General features: G+C 63.1%; 14 protein-coding genes and 5 tRNA genes. 13 read left to right on the forward strand and 6 right to left on the reverse strand.

What is annotated here, in order from left to right; translation table 11 throughout:
- Positions 1–237 precede the first annotated feature (237 nt).
- From gltX to RW095_RS25745, 7 genes are all read left to right on the forward strand, one after another.
- Positions 238–1647: a glutamate--tRNA ligase gene (gene gltX / locus RW095_RS25715; protein WP_317021675.1), complete on the forward strand. Its 1410-nt coding sequence runs from the start codon at positions 238–240 to the stop codon at positions 1645–1647.
- 150 nt (positions 1648–1797) lie between these two features.
- Positions 1798–1873 (forward strand) — tRNA-Ala (locus tag RW095_RS25720).
- 178 nt (positions 1874–2051) lie between these two features.
- Positions 2052–2127: transfer RNA gene (locus RW095_RS25725), tRNA-Glu, on the forward strand.
- Between the two features lie 103 nt (positions 2128–2230).
- Positions 2231–2307 (forward strand) — tRNA-Asp (locus RW095_RS25730).
- Positions 2308–2368: 61 nt separating this feature from the next.
- A tRNA-Glu gene (locus RW095_RS25735) sits at positions 2369–2444 on the forward strand.
- 80 nt (positions 2445–2524) lie between these two features.
- A tRNA-Asp gene (locus RW095_RS25740) sits at positions 2525–2601 on the forward strand.
- A 144-nt stretch (positions 2602–2745) separates the two neighbouring features.
- Positions 2746–3210, forward strand: coding sequence for a GNAT family N-acetyltransferase (locus RW095_RS25745; protein WP_128592648.1), 465 nt, complete (start codon positions 2746–2748; stop codon positions 3208–3210).
- Between the two features lie 16 nt (positions 3211–3226).
- On the opposite strand, the gene RW095_RS25750 is transcribed toward RW095_RS25745, so the two are convergent.
- A complete protein-coding gene (locus RW095_RS25750) occupies positions 3227–4141 on the reverse strand; it encodes an AraC family transcriptional regulator (protein ID WP_317021676.1) in 915 nt (304 codons plus the stop codon).
- Positions 4142–4281: 140 nt separating this feature from the next.
- On the opposite strand from RW095_RS25750, the gene RW095_RS25755 reads away from it, so the two are divergent.
- Positions 4282–4683 carry a gamma-glutamylcyclotransferase family protein gene (locus RW095_RS25755; RefSeq protein WP_088174719.1) on the forward strand — a complete coding sequence of 134 codons (402 nt, stop codon included), beginning with the start codon at positions 4282–4284 and terminating at the stop codon, positions 4681–4683.
- A 142-nt stretch (positions 4684–4825) separates the two neighbouring features.
- Here the strand turns inward: RW095_RS25755 and aceB are convergent, their stop codons facing one another.
- Together aceB and RW095_RS25765 are read right to left on the reverse strand one after the other, a co-directional pair.
- Positions 4826–6427 (reverse strand): malate synthase A, encoded by a 1602-nt coding sequence (gene aceB, locus RW095_RS25760; RefSeq protein ID WP_317021677.1) that lies wholly within the window; start codon positions 6425–6427, stop codon positions 4826–4828.
- 91 nt (positions 6428–6518) lie between these two features.
- Positions 6519–7388: a (S)-2-haloacid dehalogenase gene (locus tag RW095_RS25765; protein WP_317021678.1), complete on the reverse strand. Its 870-nt coding sequence runs from the start codon at positions 7386–7388 to the stop codon at positions 6519–6521.
- A gap of 147 nt (positions 7389–7535) precedes the next feature.
- Between RW095_RS25765 and RW095_RS25770 the strand changes: the two genes are divergently transcribed.
- Both RW095_RS25770 and RW095_RS25775 read left to right on the forward strand, forming a co-directional pair.
- Complete coding sequence (locus RW095_RS25770) at positions 7536–8438, forward strand: LysR family transcriptional regulator (protein WP_317021679.1); 903 nt, start codon at positions 7536–7538, stop codon at positions 8436–8438.
- A gap of 203 nt (positions 8439–8641) precedes the next feature.
- Positions 8642–9076, forward strand: a complete 435-nt coding sequence (locus RW095_RS25775; RefSeq protein WP_020065598.1) for a universal stress protein — start codon at positions 8642–8644, stop codon at positions 9074–9076.
- Positions 9077–9348: 272 nt separating this feature from the next.
- Here RW095_RS25775 and aceA read toward each other — a convergent pair whose 3' ends face one another.
- The 3 genes from aceA to RW095_RS25790 all read right to left on the reverse strand — a co-directional run bounded on the left by aceA (position 9349) and on the right by RW095_RS25790 (position 13445).
- On the reverse strand, positions 9349–10656 hold the full coding sequence (gene aceA / locus RW095_RS25780) for an isocitrate lyase (protein WP_027775357.1): 1308 nt from the start codon (positions 10654–10656) through the stop codon (positions 9349–9351).
- Between the two features lie 469 nt (positions 10657–11125).
- The gene (locus RW095_RS25785; protein WP_317021680.1) at positions 11126–12748 is read right to left on the reverse strand and encodes a DEAD/DEAH box helicase; all 1623 of its coding nucleotides are present in this window, start codon (positions 12746–12748) and stop codon (positions 11126–11128) included.
- Positions 12749–13175: 427 nt separating this feature from the next.
- Positions 13176–13445, reverse strand: coding sequence for an acyl-CoA-binding protein (locus RW095_RS25790; protein WP_317022683.1), 270 nt, complete (start codon positions 13443–13445; stop codon positions 13176–13178).
- Between the two features lie 222 nt (positions 13446–13667).
- Between RW095_RS25790 and tsaB the strand changes: the two genes are divergently transcribed.
- Genes tsaB through RW095_RS25805 form a run of 3 tightly spaced genes read left to right on the forward strand, consistent with a single transcriptional unit; the run spans position 13668 to position 16160 of the window.
- Positions 13668–14474, forward strand: a complete 807-nt coding sequence (gene tsaB, locus RW095_RS25795) for a tRNA (adenosine(37)-N6)-threonylcarbamoyltransferase complex dimerization subunit type 1 TsaB (protein ID WP_317021681.1) — start codon at positions 13668–13670, stop codon at positions 14472–14474.
- On the forward strand, positions 14471–14965 hold the full coding sequence (gene rimI, locus RW095_RS25800; RefSeq protein WP_317021682.1) for a ribosomal protein S18-alanine N-acetyltransferase: 495 nt from the start codon (positions 14471–14473) through the stop codon (positions 14963–14965). The genes tsaB and rimI overlap by 4 nt, the downstream gene beginning before the upstream one ends.
- Positions 14952–16160 (forward strand): uracil-DNA glycosylase family protein, encoded by a 1209-nt coding sequence (locus RW095_RS25805; RefSeq protein WP_317021683.1) that lies wholly within the window; start codon positions 14952–14954, stop codon positions 16158–16160. Before rimI ends, RW095_RS25805 begins: the two co-directional genes overlap by 14 nt.
- The last annotated feature ends 7 nt before the right edge of the window (positions 16161–16167 follow it).

The following is a 16167-nucleotide window of genomic DNA, read 5'->3' on the forward strand; positions in this document are numbered from 1 at the left end:
CAAAGCGGGACGTGCGCGGCGGCCGGTAATGAAACGTTGCACAGCCACCGCCCGTGGCCGTCAATAGCCCGTTCGGACGAGGGCAGGCCGCGCGCTCACGAAAGGTATAATTCGACTTTCGCCTCAATTCCTTCGTGTCCATGCGCGGCAGCCGTCGTGCCGTTTGGGCGCGGTTCGCTGCCGCGCTTTACGGGCGATGCTTGCCCTGCGCCGGCGCCAGTCTTCGAGTAACCGCTAATGACCACCTCCGTTCGTACCCGTTTCGCACCGAGTCCCACCGGCTTCATTCACCTCGGCAACATTCGCTCCGCGCTGTACCCGTGGGCGTTCGCGCGCAAGATGAAAGGGACCTTCGTGCTGCGGATCGAGGACACCGACGTGGAGCGTTCCACGACCGAATCTGTGGACGCGATCCTCGAAGGCATGGAATGGCTCGGCCTCGATTTCGACGAGGGCCCGTTCTACCAGATGCAGCGCATGGACCGTTATCGCGAAGTGCTGAAACAGATGCAGGACGCGGGGCTCGTCTACCCGTGCTACATGTCGACGGAGGAACTCGACGCGTTGCGTGAGCGTCAGCGCGAAGCCGGTGAAAAGCCGCGCTACGACGGCACATGGCGCCCGGAGCCGGGCAAGGTGCTGCCCGAGCCGCCGGCGGGCGTGCAGCCGGTGCTGCGCTTCCGGAATCCGCTCACTGGCGTCGTGGCCTGGGACGATGCGGTGAAAGGGCGCATCGAGATCTCGAACGAGGAGCTGGACGACCTCGTAATCGCACGGCCCGACGGCACGCCGACCTACAACTTCTGCGTGGTGGTAGACGATCTGGATATGCGCATCACGCATGTGATTCGCGGCGACGACCACGTCAATAACACGCCGCGGCAGATCAATATTCTGCGGGCGCTCGGCGGTGAAACGCCGGTGTACGCGCACTTGCCGACCGTGCTCAACGAGCAGGGCGAGAAGATGAGCAAGCGCCACGGCGCGATGAGCGTGATGGGTTACCGTGACGCTGGCTATCTGCCGGAGGCGGTGGTCAATTATCTGGCGCGCCTTGGCTGGTCGCATGGCGACGCGGAGATTTTCTCGCGCGAGCAGTTCGTCGAATGGTTCGATCTCGAGCATTTGGGCAAGTCTCCGGCACAGTACGACCACGACAAACTGAACTGGCTGAACGCGCATTACATCAAGGAAGCGGATAACGCCCGCCTCGCCGGACTCGCGCGGCCGTTCCTCGCGGAGCTGGGTATCGACGAGGCCACCATCGCTCAGGGCGCGGATCTGACGGCGGTCGTGGGCTTGTTGAAGGACCGTGCGTCGACGGTCAAGGAGATCGCGGAGAACGCCGCGATGTTCTATCGCACGCCCGCTCCCGACGCCGAGGCATTAGCGCAGCATGTGACTGAAGCGGTGCGCCCGGCGCTCGGCGATCTTGCCGCTGCGCTGAAGACGGTGGAATGGACCAAGGAGGCGATCGCTGCTGCGCTCAAGGCAACGCTCGGCACGCACAAGCTGAAAATGCCGCAGCTGGCGATGCCGGTCCGACTGCTAGTGGCCGGTACGACGCATACGCCTTCCATTGATATGGTGCTCATGCTGTTTGGTCGCGACGTGGTCGTCGGTCGCATCGAGAAGGCGTTGGCATGAGGCGTGGAATGGCCGGCAAGTAAGCCCGAGCGCGTTCGCGGACGCAGTGAGATTGTTTGCATGCGACTTTGGAAAAAAGTCGCATGCAATTGCTCAAAGGGTATTTACAAAGCGCAAATTGGCCTCTAGAATCTCGTTTCTGTTCTGCAAGGGGGTATAGCTCAGCTGGGAGAGCGCTTGCATGGCATGCAAGAGGTCAGCGGTTCGATCCCGCTTACCTCCACCATCAGAGCAGAGTGAAGTCGTTCCTAACCATGGAACTTGTAGCAAAAAAGACTTCACAAGCAGCAGTATCGTAGTTAAAATAGCGGTCTTCGCAGTTGACGGAATAAATAACTAGCAGTTGGCGTTGCGCTAGTTAATTCGACTCAGCGGCGAGTAGAAGACATGTCTGAAAAGATTATGTCCCCTTCGTCTAGAGGCCTAGGACATCACCCTTTCACGGTGAGTACAGGGGTTCGAATCCCCTAGGGGACGCCAAACATCAGCGTCGCTTTAGTGTTTGGGTTAATCCCCGAATTGCAGTAAAGCAGCGCAGCTTGCAGAGAAATAACCGACGCTCGCAAGCCAGGGTGTGAAGACTGGAGTGGTAGTTCAGTCGGTTAGAATACCGGCCTGTCACGCCGGGGGTCGCGGGTTCGAGTCCCGTCCACTCCGCCAGACAAAGCCCGTTCATATACACTTGAACGGGCTTTTTCATTAAAGGTGTAAGCAGTACGTTGTCCCCTTCGTCTAGAGGCCTAGGACATCACCCTTTCACGGTGAGTACAGGGGTTCGAATCCCCTAGGGGACGCCAGAACATCGGCGTCGTTCGGTTGGAAGTTGAACGGTGCAGCCGGTGAGCGAGCGCAGCTTGCTTGCCTGGTGTCAAAATCTGGAGCGGTAGTTCAGTTGGTTAGAATACCGGCCTGTCACGCCGGGGGTCGCGGGTTCGAGTCCCGTCCGCTCCGCCAGATTTGGAAAAAGCCCACTTCGAAAGAAGTGGGCTTTTTTTATTTCCGCTGACGGTCCCGCCTGGATATGCTCGGGACAAACAGCCATTGCCAGCGCGCGCGGCCTGTTTTACCGTTGATCCGACTTCTCTTCGCCGTGCCGCCATGTTCGATCCAACCGAAGCTCCGTTGCCGTTCCATCTGCGCAAAGCCGGCATGGACGATTTCGAGTTCGCCGAGGCGCTAACTCATAGCAACATGGGCGGCTATTATCAGCGGCATCATCTCGTCTGGCGCGGCGATCTGTTTCTCGGCAGTTGGCGCGAGTCGGAGAATTTCATCCTCGAAATGGACGGCAAGCCGATTGGCGTGCTGCGCATCACGCAGGAAGGCGATTCGCTTCATATCCGCGACGTGCAGATTGCCGAGGGATACAGGCGGCTCGGCGCGGGCACCTATCTACTGGATATGTCCCACCAATGGGCACGCGAGCGCGGACTGCGCGAACTGCAATTGCGTGTGTTCGTCGACAATCCCGCGGCGCGGCTCTATCAGCGTAAAGGCTATAAGCTGGCCGGCCCGCGGCTTGCCCAGCTTGGCGCGATCCGTCATCTCGCGCGGCGCGTTTGAGCCGCCAGTCGGCGGTTTAGCGCTCCGCGCCGCTCGGCGCGGCCGCGCGGTTCGGGGCGGCCGGCTGATCGGCATGGTCGTTCAGCTGCGCGTCGTCGCGATTCTCTCCATTTTCCAGTCGATGCTCCGAGCCCCGCTCGATAAACGCACGTGGGCTTTCACCGAACGCGCGCCGGAACATCGCGGAAAAAGCGCTCTGGCTTTGATAGCCCAACTCCTGCGCGACATGCGACAGCGGCCGTCCCTGACTCAGCAGGGGAATCGCCCGCGCCAGAATCGCCTGTTGCCGCCATTGAGAAAAGCTCACGCCAAGCTCCTGGCGAAAGAGACGCGCGATCGTGCGCGTACTCGCTCCCACGCTCGCCGCCCACTGCTCGAGCGATTCACCGGGCGTCGGATCCGCGATTACCGCCTCGCATAACGCCCGCAGCCGCTTTTCGTTCGGCATTGGCACCGACAGCGGCAGGGGCTCCGAACGGGTCAGTTCATCTAACGCAAGTGCGCCGAGCAACTGCTCGCGTGCGGGCGAGATACCGGGCGTGTCCAGCGCGGCGATCACTTCGCGCAGCAGGTTCGAGACTTCGACCACGCGTGGGGCGTCGAGCCCGGCAGGCACCGTGCTTTCGGTGATGTACAGCGTGCGCAGGAACGCGTCTTCGACGGCCACTACTTCATGGGTGACGTGCGGCGGTAGCCATATCGCGCGAGAGGGCGGCACCATCCAGGTCGTGCCGGTTGTCGCCACCCGCAGCACGCCGCGCGATGCATACGCGACCTGCGCCCAGGCGTGCGTATGACGCGCGAAGTGAGAGCCCATCGGCATGGGACGCGAACGCACGCGAATAGGATGCGTGTCGTTCGGCTGAAACTCTGGCGGAGTGTCGGTCAAGCTGACGAAGCTGGACCGGTCCGAGCCGGCGTACGGAGTCATGGCAAAGTCGATTTACGGACCAAAACGCTACGGGTTCAACGCCCGAACATGAGCGGATTCTCATTGTAGAGCGTGCATGGTTTCGGACGTTGCATAATGTCCCGATTGACCGACCACCTATTCGAGGAGCACGAACGACGATGCAAACCGTCTTTGTATACGGCACGCTGCGGGCGGGCGAAGTGAACGACATCCGCGAAGCCGCGGCTCGCAACGAAATAGCCGAGCCGAATCTGCTCGGCACGGCCACGGTTCGGGGCCATCTGTTCGACTTCGGTTCGTATCCAGGACTCGTTGTCGACGAACAGGGCGTGGACGTAACCGGCGATGTTTACGAAATCGACGATGAACTCGTCGCCGTGCTCGACGAGATCGAAGCGGTGTATCCCGGCGTCGAAGATCGCTTTCTGGCCCGTGAAGTGATGGTCAAAGTGGACGGCAACGTCGTGAACTGTCGCTTCTATCCGGTCACGCCTCACGCGGTGAAGGGGCTGCCGGAGATCAAGTCCGGCGATTGGGTCGAGTATCGCGCCACGCGCTGACACGCCCACCGCGCGCTCGTATGCGCTCGCTTGTATGCGCTTAAGCGCATAAGAAACGGCCCGCCAGGCATGCGCCTGTCGGGCCGTTCAGTTGGTCAATCGTTGCACGCGGTCGTCGTTACAACCCGACGAGCCTTTGCGTTCAGATTTCTTCGTAAAGCGGCAGCGTCAGAAAGTCGGTGAACTGCTCCGACGTCGACATTTCTTCGAAGATTTGAGCCGCGCGTTCGTACGGTTTCGTATCGCCGCCGACGGCCTGCTTCACCTTGTCGAGTTCCTGCACGGCCAGTTCGCGCACCAGCTCGGCAGTCACCTTGCGGCCATCGTCGAGCGTGCCCTTCGGCGAGCGAATCCACTGCCACACCTGCGAGCGCGAAATTTCGGCAGTAGCGGCATCTTCCATCAGGTTGTGGATCGGCACGCAACCGTTGCCCGCGAGCCACGAGCCCAGGTAGTGAATGCCGACGTTAATGTTGTTGCGCAGACCGGCTTCGGTGATTGGCGCTTCCGGACGGAAGTCCATCAGGTCCGTGGCAGTAACGAGCACGTCGTCGCGTTGTTTGCCGATCTGATTCGGCTTGTCGCCCAGCACCTTGACGAATTCTTCCATCGCTATCGGCACGAGGCCCGGGTGCGCAACCCAGCCGCCGTCATAGCCGTCGCCGGCATCGCGCGCCTTGTCGGAGCGCACGCCGGCCATTGCCTTGTCGTTCGCGGCGGCATCGTTCTTGATCGGAATCAGCGCGCTCATTCCGCCGATCGCCGGCGCGTTGCGGCGATGGCACGTCTTCAGCAGCAACAGCGCATACGCGCGCATGAACGGCGCGGTCATTGTGATCTTCGAGCGGTCGGCGAGACAGAAGTCGCGGTCGGACTTGAACTTCTTGATCGCCGAGAAGATGTAGTCCCAACGGCCGGCGTTCAGCCCCGAGCTATGTTCACGCAGCTCGTACAGAATTTCGTCCATCTCGAACGCGGCAAGAATGGTTTCGATCAACACCGTCGCGCGAATCGTGCCGCGCGGCACGCCGACCGCTTCCTGCGCCGCGACGAAGATATCGTTCCACAGGCGCGCTTCGAGATGGCTTTCCATCTTCGGCAGATAGAAGTAGGGGCCCGAGCCGCGCGCGACCAGTTCCTTTGCGTTGTGCACCATGAAGAGCGCGAAGTCGAAGATGCCGCCCGACACGCGCTTGCCGTCCACTTTCACGTGCTTCTCGTCGAGATGCCAGCCGCGCGGACGCACGATCAGCGTGGCGACCTTGTCGTTCAATCTATAGCTCTTGCCGTTCTGCTCGAGCGAGATCGTGCGGCGCACTGCGTCCTTCAGATTGATATGGCCGGTGATCTGGTTGTCCCAGCTGGGCGCATTCGAATCCTCGAAATCGGTCATGTACGAATCCGCGCCCGAGTTCAGCGCGTTGATGATCATCTTGCGCTCGACCGGGCCGGTGATCTCCACGCGGCGGCATTGCAGGTCTTTCGGCAGCGGCGCGATGGTCCAGTCGCCGTCGCGCACGCTCTTCGTCGCGGCGAGAAAGTCGGGACGCTCGCCGGCGTCGAGCCGCTTCGTGCGCTCCGCCCGCGCCTGCAACAACTGCTGACGGCGCGGCTCGAACGTGCGATGCAGCGCGGCGACGAGTTCGAGCGCCTCGCGCGTGAGGATCGCTTCATAGCCCGGCTTGATTTCAGCGGTGATTTCCATGCCCTGCGGCAGCGACAACGATGACAGCGGATTCGCCATGTTTTCTCCTTGGTCGGTCAGATTGCAAAATGCAAAGTTGAAATGCGGTGGTGGATTCAGTTGATTCGATGAGTTTTGCCGGAGGTGAGCGTCATGCGCCGGGACTGTGGCGTATGCGGCTCGTTGTGACGTGGGCGCGTCCGGCAGATGTGACGGTCTTCAGGAAAGCCAACAGATCGCTCATGCCCGCGCCCGTGCCGTGCGGCGTCACGCCCAGTTCCTCGAGCGGGGCGTTCTGTCGGTTGAGCCAGAACGTCGTGAAGCCGAACCAGGTTGCGCCGGCGACGTCCCAGCCATTCGACGACACGAAGACAATCTCGCGCGGATGCACGTCGAAGGCTTGCGGGCCGAGCGCATAGGCGGCGGGCGCGGGTTTGTATGCGCGCACGGCGTCGACGGAAAGTACATGATCGAACAGGCCGCTCATGCCCGCGCTCTTCACCGCGACGTCGAGCATTTGAGGGTTACCGTTCGACAGGATCGCGAGGCCGGGGCGCGAACCGCGTGACGTGCCCGCCGCGGAGGATACGGCGCGTGAGGGTCCGGATGCGGATGCCGACACGGGCCTGGAGGCAATCCGAGCCCCAGACCCGGACGCCGCATCCCGCAGCAAACGCAGCGCAGGCACAGCATCGGGAAACGCGGACAGGCACGCGTACTCATCCATCAGACGCTTTTCAGCGGTACGGCCGAGCGGGAGCTGAAGCTTTTTCGCGGAGAAGCGCAGAGCGTCGAGCGTGACGTCCCAGAACGGACGGTAATGCGCGACGTCGCCGCCGGCATCGGCCAGCGTGCGCAGCTGCGTGTATTCGATCTGTTTCTGACGCCACAACTGCGAGAGGGCGTCGCCGTGTCCGGGGAAGATCTGCTCCGCGGCAGCGATTACCGAATGCACGTCGAAAAGCGTGCCATAGGCGTCGAAAATCACTGCTTGAGGGGAGAGTGTCGTTGTGGCCGACATTGCCGTGCGCTCCTGCCAGAGGTCAGGACGGATTGTATTAGCGCTGCTCCGCGCTAAAAAAGAGGGCAAAGATCACTTGATCTTTTACTTTCGTGCACCTAATCTGACGCGCACCGGCCAACTTCGCCGCGTTAGCGGCGCCCTTCCATGGACCGATTCAAGCAGATCGAGACCTTCGTCACTGTCGCCGCGAAAGGCAGCCTGTCCGCCGCGGCGCTTGCCGAAGGCGTGGCGCCCGCGATCATCGGCCGCCGTATCGATGCGCTCGAAGAGCGCCTCGGCGTCAAATTGCTGGTGCGCACGACACGCAAGATCACGCTGACCTTCGAAGGGTCGGCGTTTCTCGAAGATTGTCAGCGCATCATTCACGACATGCAGAACGCAGAGGCGAGCGTGTCGGCGGGCGGCGTCAAGGCGAGCGGCCACTTGCGGCTCTCGGCGCCGGCCGGTTTCGGGCGCCGCCACGTCGCACCGCTGGTGCCGGCGTTCACGGTCGCGCATCCGGATGTTTCGATCACGCTCGATCTGTCGGACCGGCTCGTCGATCTGGTCAACGAAGGTTTCGATTGCGCGGTGCGGCTCGGCGAATTGCCCGATTCTTCGCTCGTGTCGCTCAAGCTCGGCGAAAACCGGCGCGTGTGCGTGGCGTCGCCGTCGTATCTGAGCCGGCGCGGCGCGCCGCACAGCCTTGCGGATCTTGCGCAGCACAATTGTCTCGCGCTCGGTGCAAGCGCCAACCAGCAGCGCGGCTGGATGTTCCAGCAGGGCGATAAGGTCGTGTCGATCAAGGTGTCCGGCACGATGGAATGCTCCGACGGCGCCGTGCTGCACGAGTGGTGTCTGGAAGGCCACGGCCTCGCGTGGCGTTCGTGGTGGGAAGTCGGCGCGGATATCGCGGCGGGGCGCCTCGTGAGCGTGCTCGACGAGTTCGCCGCGCTTCCCATCGGAATTCATGCGGTGTTTCCGCAGCGCCGCCATCTGCCGCTGCGCGTGCGGCTTTTTCTCGATTTTCTCAAGCATACGTATGGCCTTCCGGAATACTGGGGCTGACGCGGCGCAACGGGTTTTCCATATTCGGACAGACCCTCGATGACGGTTTGCGGGAGATATCCACGACCTACAATCCTTTTGAGGGCAGCACGCAAAGCCTCGGCCGACGCTGACGCATGTGCTGTTCACGGGCGTGAAAAAAGCGCGGCAATGCCGCGCCGAACGCAGCCGGCAGGGCGGCTGGACACGGATACGGAGGGCACATGTTCAAGCACATTCTCGTTCCGACCGATGGTTCAGATCTCTCGCGCAAGGCGATGGCCGGCGCAATCGACCTCGCGCAGGCTGTCGGCGCGCGCATCACCGCCTATGCATGCCTGCCGCAATATCCGTATGCGCCGTTCTCCGACATCGTTGTCGAACCGCCGTCCGAGTTTCTCGAACGCAGCGAACGCGAAGCGCAGCAACATTTGCGCGAAGTGGAACTCGCCGCGAGCCGTGTCGGGGTGGTCGTCGACAGGCGCACCAGCGTGCATCCGGCACCGTATCTCGGCATCATCGAAGCGGCGGAGCGGGGCGCATGTGACGTGATCTTCATGGCCTCACACGGGCGCCGCGGTCTGGGCAGCCTGCTGATCGGCAGTGAAACGCAGCGGGTGCTCACGCATACTAAAATCCCGGTGCTCGTGTACCGCTGAACTGCGCGCGCGCTCGGTTCCACAACGTTGCATCAGACGGCGGAAAAACGCGCCGGCGATCAGCCGGCGCGTCGTCCGTTCGCCGCACAATGCATTGTGCTGGCTTTCTGTCTAGCCCCCGCCTTGCGAGAACCCGCCATCGGCGCAGCGCATCAATATGTCGATGCGTCGATGGCGAGGCTCCTCCCTGTCGATGGCGAATCCCCGGCAAAACCGCTTCGCCGTTGTTCCGCCGTCCTCTGCCTTACGTTCGCGATCGGGCCGCGAGGCCGTTACGCGACTTTCTTGTCGAAGAACTGTTCGTCTTCCGTCGAGCCGTGCAACGCGGTCGTCGATGCTTCGCGTTCGACCGTTTGCGTGACCGCGTCGAAGTAGCCGGTGCCGACTTCACGCTGATGCTTGACGGCGGTGAAGCCCTTCTCCGCGGCGGCGAATTCGGCCTGCTGCATCTCGACGAACGCCGTCATCTGATTGCGGGCATAGCCGTGCGCGAGGTTGAACATCGAGTAGTTCAGCGCGTGGAAGCCGGCCAGCGTGATGAACTGGAACTTGTAGCCCATCGCGCCCAGTTCGCGCTGGAACTTGGCGATGGTCGCATCGTCGAGGTTCTTCTTCCAGTTGAACGACGGCGAGCAGTTGTACGACAGCAGTTGATCCGGGTACTCCTTGTGGATCGCGTCGGCGAATTTCTTCGCGAATTCGAGATCCGGCTTGCCCGTTTCGCACCAGATCATGTCGGCGTAGGGCGCGTAGGCGAGGCCACGCGAAATCGCCTGTTCGAGACCCGGCTTGGTGCGGTAGAAACCTTCGACGGTGCGCTCGCCGGTCAGGAACGGCTTGTCGTTTTCGTCGACGTCCGACGTGATCAGGTCGGCTGCTTCCGCGTCAGTGCGAGCGAGCAGCACGGTCGGCACGCCCGATACGTCCGCGGCGAGACGCGCGGCCGTGAGCTTGGCGACGTTTTCGCGCGTCGGCACCAACACCTTGCCGCCCATGTGGCCGCACTTCTTGACCGACGCAAGCTGATCTTCGAAGTGCACGCCTGCAGCGCCGGCTTCGATCATCGCCTTCATCAGTTCAAAAGCGTTCAGCACGCCGCCGAAGCCGGCTTCGGCGTCCGCGACGATTGGTGCAAAGTAGTCGATATAGCCTTCGTCGCCGGGATTCTTGCCTTCCGACCACTGGATCTGGTCGGCGCGCGTCAGCGTGTTGTTGATGCGCTTGACGACGAGCGGCACGGAGTTCGCCGGGTAAAGCGACTGGTCCGGGTACATTTCGCCGGCCACGTTCGCATCGCCCGCGACCTGCCAGCCCGACAGATAGATGGCTTTCAGACCCGCTTTGACCTGCTGCATCGCCTGGTTGCCGGTCAGCGCGCCGAGGGAATTGACGAACGGCTCGGTATTCACGCTATGCCAGAGCTTTTCGGCGCCGCGCTTGGCGAGCGTGTGCTCGACCTGCACGGAGCCGCGCAGACGGATTACGTCCTCCGCGGTGTAGCTGCGCTTGACGCCTTTCCAGCGCGGATCGGTTTCCCATTGCTGTTGAAGTTGGCGGGCTTGTTCTTCGCGCGTCGTCATGATTTGCTCCTTGGTTGCCTGAAGATGGATGGTGAGCTCTGTCTTCGTGGAAGCGGTCAGCCGCTGAGGCCTTCCGTTTCGTGAAGTCTTATATAAGAGTCTAGGCAAATCAATGGACACGCAATAGCCGCCCGCATGCGATTTTCTGATATTTATTCTTGCGTAGGATCAAGAGCTTACGAATTTCGTTTCGCATTAAGAAACGATTTTTCCCATCTTGCAATCGTCATGTTGTGCCGTGCAGCACGGTTTTTTACGACGCAAAAAATTTTTTCACATCGTGAAATTTGGGAGGGGATGGAGCATGGGCGAAAAAAAACCGGTGCCTAGGCACCGGTTTTCAGTCCGACCCGACGACAGCACGAGGCTGCGGGGTCTGCACAACTAGTTACGTCTAGCTTCCACCAGCCAGACGCGGCTGCCGCATTGAAGCAGGCGAACCGCTGCTGGCCGTGAGCGCTTGCGCGCTTTAGCTGCCGCGACGCGCGGTACGCGGGCCGTCGCTGCGGCGTGCACCGTAGCCGCCGTCGCGCGAGCCGCCGAAGCCTTCACGCGAACCGCCGCCGAAGCCGCCATCACGCGAACCGCCGCCAGCCGACTTGCCGGCCCAGCCGCCGCCAGTGCCGCTGCGCGAGCTGCTGCCATTACCGGCCGGCTTGCCCGAGCCGCTGCCGAAGCGGCGTCCGCCGCCATTGCCGCCGCCCGGACGGCCACGGCCGCCAAAGCCAGGACGGCCGTTACCCGACGGAGCCGACTTGCGCGGCTCGAAGCCTACGACGACGTTGACCGGCAGCGGAGTGCGCACGAAGCGCTCGATGCGCTTGAGCGCGCCCTGTTCGGCGTGATGCACGAGGCTCACCGCGATACCCGAGCGGCCGGCACGGCCAGTACGGCCGATACGGTGCACGTAGTCTTCGGCGAACTTCGGCAGATCGTAGTTGAACACGTGCGTGATGCCCGGAATGTCGATACCGCGAGCGGCGACGTCCGTTGCCACGAGCACGCGAACGCGACGCTCGCGCAATGCCTTGATGGTACGGTTACGCGCGCCTTGCGGCAGATCGCCGTGCAGTGCGGCCGATTCGAAACCGGCGTCGGCAAGACGCCCGGCCAGTTGGTCCGCGTCCATCTTGGTTGCCGTGAAGACGATAGCCTGGTCGAGGCCCTCGTCGCGCAGCAGATGGTCGAGCAGACGGTCCTTGTGATCGCGGTCGTCGACGTAATGGACGGTTTGCGCGATGTTGGTGCGCTGTTCCAGGCGTTGAACGATCTCGATACGTTCCGGATCCTTCAACAGGCGGCCGGTCAGCGAACCGATCTTGCCGTCGAGCGTGGCCGAGAAGAGCATGGTTTGACGCGTGGCCGGCGTGGCCGCGACGATCGTTTCGATGTCTTCGATGAAGCCCATGTCGAGCATGCGGTCAGCTTCGTCGAGCACGAGAATCTGCAGTTGCGACAGGTCGATACGGCCGCGTTCGAGGTGGTCGATCAGACGGCCCGGCGTGGCGACCAGGATTTCCGGGTTCTTTGCAAGCAGCATCAATTGCTGGCCATAAGCGACGCCGCCCAGAATGCTGACGGTGCGCAGGCGCTTCAGATGCTTGCCGTACGTGGCGGCGGCGGTGGTGACCTGCATCGCGAGTTCGCGGGTCGGCGTCAGAACCAGCATGGTCGGACGGGCAACCGGTTGCGGGCGGCGCGTGCGTGCGCCGTCGGCCGGACGCGGCTCGCGCGGCTGGCTGGCTTGCGACTTTTGCAACTGCGAGAAACGTTCGATGGCGGGCAGCATGAAGGCAGCGGTCTTGCCCGAACCAGTCGGGCTCGAAACCAGCAGGTCGCGGCCGGCGATGCCAGCCGGAACAGCACGTTGCTGAACCGGCGTCGGGTTCTGGTAGCCAGCGGCGGTCAGCGCGGAGACGACATCCGCGGACAGGCCGAGCGACGCGAACGTCGGGCCAGCGGGCGCGGCGGCTTCAGCGGCGACGGCCGGCGCGGCAGCAACGGCTGCGGCTTGCACGGGTGCGTCGGCGAGACCGAGGGCCTGATCGGCGATGGCGTTCAACGGGCTGCTGGGGGTATTGCTCGAGGTCATGAGAATCCTTGAAACACAGGGAATTAAAACGTCGGCGCCAATCGGCATACCCAAGTCGTCGGATTCAGCGAGCAAAGAAGCAGCGAGCAAATCGAAAAACGGGGGCAACTCGCAACAATAAAGGCGAGCTTTTCGTTAGAAGCTGTATCGGATGCGACAGGCCAACATGGCTTGCCGCCAGCCTGGGACATGATCGCCCGTAGGGGGCTAGGCAGGAGGGGACAGGTTCTAAACTGGATTGGAGCTAAACGCTACGAGGCGCTGCGCCGCAAACGCCGATTATTAAAACCGGGCAAAGCAGTGAAGCGCAGGCAACATTGTATAGGTATTTGTTGCACTGCGCCACTGTTAAGACATTTCTGAGCGCGACTCTCGCGCCTTAGGTCGCGTTACGCCCCGCTGCGAGGGGCTCGGCGTCACCTGGACTTCATGCGGACGCGCCGCTCTTCAGCGATTCGACCAGTTCCACGTACTGCTGCCTGGCGGCGTCCTGCGCGGTGCCCTTGAGCGCGGCCCACGCGTCGTACTTGTATTTGCCGACGATGTCCGTGAAGCCCGGCTTGTCGCCCTGAACGTCGCCTTCGCTGGCTTGCTTGTAGAGGGCGTAGAGGCGCAGCAGTGTGAGGTTGCCCGGACGCTCCGGCAGTTGCTTGACGTCTTCCTGGGCGTGGATGAATTGCGTGTCGAGGTCCGTCATCGTGGTGCTCTCCGGCGAGATGGTTAGGTGGCCGACGATCATAGCAATTGCATGCCGCGGCGTGCTGAGGGCTTATTCGAAACGCAAGGCGCCTGCGAGCACGGAATTCACGCCCGCTTCTGAATCAGCGGCCATGCGACCGTCGACCTCGCGGCAACGACAGCGCGTTGCGTCCGAGACCAAACCGCATCCGCGCGCGCGGCGCCGATTACAATACGGTCCATGACTCAAACAGTGCTTCTTGCCCTCGATACTTCCACCGAATTCTGCTCGGTAGCGCTTCTGTCCGCCGCCGTCGGCGTCGGCGCAGCGGGCCACGGGCGCGCCGAGCCGCGTGCGTGGGTCCGTCACGAACAGACTGGCGCCGTGTCCAGCACCCGTCTGCTACCCGCAATCCGCGAACTTTTCGACGAAGCCGGTCTGACACTGGCCGACTGCAACGCGATCGCGTTCGGTTCCGGTCCCGGCTCATTCACCGGTCTTCGCACCGCGACTGGCGCCGTGCAGGGCCTGGCGTTCGGCCTCGGTCTGCCGGTCGTGCCGGTCAGCACGCTGCTGGTCTGCGCGGAGAGTGCCCGGCGCCGCGATCCGTCCGCCACGCGCGTGCTGGCCGCGCTCGACGCCCGCATGGACGAAATCTATTGGGCCGACTACGCGTGGGACGGCGTCGGAGGCGAATGGCGCACCGTTCAAAGCGCATCGCTCGATACGCCCGAGCGGCTCGTATTACCCGACGAACCGTTCACGCTCGCGGGCAACGCCGCCGCGGCTTTCGGCGCACGGCTGCCGGCGCTCGCAGCCGCCCGAACCGTCGATCAGGAAGCATTGCCGCATGCGCTGCCGCTCGCGTACGCCGCGTTGCGCGCATTCCACGCGGGCCGCACGGTCCCGGCCGATCAGGCCGCGCCCGAATACATACGCAACAAGGTCGCGCAAACCACGGCCGAGCGCATCGCGGAAAAGGCCGCCAAGGCGGGGCAGGCTGCGGCGCTCGCTCATCACGCCGAGTCTCGCGAGGGACGGCAATGAGCGGCGTGCTGCTGGCGGACCGCTACATGTCGCCGATGACCGAAGGCGACCTCGACGAAGTGGCCGCGATTGAAAAGCTCGCCTATGAATTTCCCTGGAGCCGCATCAATTTCGGCGACTCCTTGCGCAACGGCTATTTCGGCGTTTGTCTGCGGCATGTTACGGGCACGCTGATCGGCTATTGCGTGCTGATGCCGGTCGTCGACGAAATGCATTTGCTGAATCTGTGCGTGACGCCTGCCGCTCAAGGGGCGGGCGCAGGACTCGCGCTGCTGCGGGAGGCCGTGCGGATTACCCGCGCCGAAAAACTGGACGGTCTGCTGCTGGAGGTGAGGCCGTCGAATCATCGCGCGATCCGGCTCTATGAGCGTTTCGGCTTCGCGTCGATCGGCCGGCGCAAAAACTATTATCCGGCGCGGCATCGCAGCCGGGAGGACGCCATCGTGATGCGTTTATCGTTTGTCAGGGAGGGCGCGGATGGCGCTGCATGAATCGGTACTGGAAGAGTTCGGGCTCGCGCCGCGCTGGGTGCGTCGCGGGATGGCCGCGGCGCAGGAAGCAGCTCACGGGCCCGGCGCGGAGCAGGGCGCCAACGCGCCGCGCCCGCACGGTGCGAGCGACCTCACACGGCTCGATGCGCGCGAGTCTTCTTCGATCGGGTTGGCGCCGCAGACGTCGCCCACGCCCGCTATGCGCGCGGGAGAGCCGTCGCGACGAGCCGACGGCGTCGCGCAGGCCCAAACGCGTATTGAAAACGATACGCCAGGTCGCGAGACTCAGCGGTCCCAGCCGATAGCGCCGCGCGATGATTTGCAGCAGGCAGAGCCGGTTGAGCGTGCTGAAGACTCCGCGCGCTTCGCTGGTCAATCGGAAAAACGCGAACCACGGCCTGCGCCGGAGGCGACCCAACAGCGCGCGCCACTTGCCGCTCAAAGCCGCGATCCGGCAACCGCCGAGCCGCGCATGCAAGAGCCGTCCTCGTTCGACGCTCCGCCCGCCGACGACTTCGCCTGGTTCGACGATCTCCCGCTTCAACCGCCGGGCGACGCTAGCGCGCCCATGCACGCGCGCCGCGACACGCCCGAACCTCCCGCGATCCACACGCTCGACTGGGACGCACTGAGCGAGCGGGTCTCGACCTGCGAGCGCTGCCGGCTGTGCGAGACGCGCACCAGGACTGTTTTCGGCGTGGGAGATCGGAACGCCGACTGGATGCTGATCGGCGAAGCGCCCGGCGAGAACGAGGACCGCGTGGGCGAGCCGTTTGTCGGCCAGGCCGGCAAGCTGCTCGACAACATGCTGCGTTCACTCACGCTGGCGCGCGACACCAACGTGTATATCGCGAACGTCATCAAGTGCCGGCCGCCCGGCAACCGCAATCCGGAGCCCGACGAAGTCGCGCGTTGCGAACCATATCTGCAACGCCAGGTGGGGCTCGTGAAACCGAAGCTGATCGTCGCGCTCGGTCGCTTCGCCGCGCAAAGCCTGCTCAAGACCGACGCGAGCATTTCGTCGCTGCGCGGCCGCGTCCACGAGTACGAGGGTGTGCCGGTGATCGTCACCTATCACCCGGCCTATCTGCTGCGTAGCCTGCCGGACAAGGCCAAGGCATGGGCCGATTTGTGTCTCGCTCGCGATACGTGGCGTGCGGCCGGTGGCGCAGCGTCGAACGCGGCGAACGAGTGAGCGCGGA

The sequence above is a fragment of the Paraburkholderia kirstenboschensis genome (genome assembly GCF_032806925.1).
GTDB classification, from domain to species: domain Bacteria; phylum Pseudomonadota; class Gammaproteobacteria; order Burkholderiales; family Burkholderiaceae; genus Paraburkholderia; species Paraburkholderia kirstenboschensis.

Excerpts from the sequence above, each read along its gene's own strand:
- gltX (WP_317021675.1), top strand. The coding sequence starts at position 238 with ATGACCACCTCCGTTCGTACCCGTTTCGCACCGAGTCCCACCGGCTTC.
- RW095_RS25745 (WP_128592648.1), top strand. The coding sequence starts at position 2,746 with ATGTTCGATCCAACCGAAGCTCCGTTGCCGTTCCATCTGCGCAAAGCC.
- RW095_RS25750 (WP_317021676.1), bottom strand. The coding sequence starts at position 4,141 with ATGACTCCGTACGCCGGCTCGGACCGGTCCAGCTTCGTCAGCTTGACC.
- RW095_RS25755 (WP_088174719.1), top strand. The coding sequence starts at position 4,282 with ATGCAAACCGTCTTTGTATACGGCACGCTGCGGGCGGGCGAAGTGAAC.
- aceB (WP_317021677.1), bottom strand. The coding sequence starts at position 6,427 with ATGGCGAATCCGCTGTCATCGTTGTCGCTGCCGCAGGGCATGGAAATC.
- RW095_RS25765 (WP_317021678.1), bottom strand. The coding sequence starts at position 7,388 with ATGTCGGCCACAACGACACTCTCCCCTCAAGCAGTGATTTTCGACGCC.
- RW095_RS25770 (WP_317021679.1), top strand. The coding sequence starts at position 7,536 with ATGGACCGATTCAAGCAGATCGAGACCTTCGTCACTGTCGCCGCGAAA.
- RW095_RS25775 (WP_020065598.1), top strand. The coding sequence starts at position 8,642 with ATGTTCAAGCACATTCTCGTTCCGACCGATGGTTCAGATCTCTCGCGC.
- aceA (WP_027775357.1), bottom strand. The coding sequence starts at position 10,656 with ATGACGACGCGCGAAGAACAAGCCCGCCAACTTCAACAGCAATGGGAA.
- RW095_RS25785 (WP_317021680.1), bottom strand. The coding sequence starts at position 12,748 with ATGACCTCGAGCAATACCCCCAGCAGCCCGTTGAACGCCATCGCCGAT.
- RW095_RS25790 (WP_317022683.1), bottom strand. The coding sequence starts at position 13,445 with ATGACGGACCTCGACACGCAATTCATCCACGCCCAGGAAGACGTCAAG.
- tsaB (WP_317021681.1), top strand. The coding sequence starts at position 13,668 with ATGACTCAAACAGTGCTTCTTGCCCTCGATACTTCCACCGAATTCTGC.
- rimI (WP_317021682.1), top strand. The coding sequence starts at position 14,471 with ATGAGCGGCGTGCTGCTGGCGGACCGCTACATGTCGCCGATGACCGAA.
- RW095_RS25805 (WP_317021683.1), top strand. The coding sequence starts at position 14,952 with ATGGCGCTGCATGAATCGGTACTGGAAGAGTTCGGGCTCGCGCCGCGC.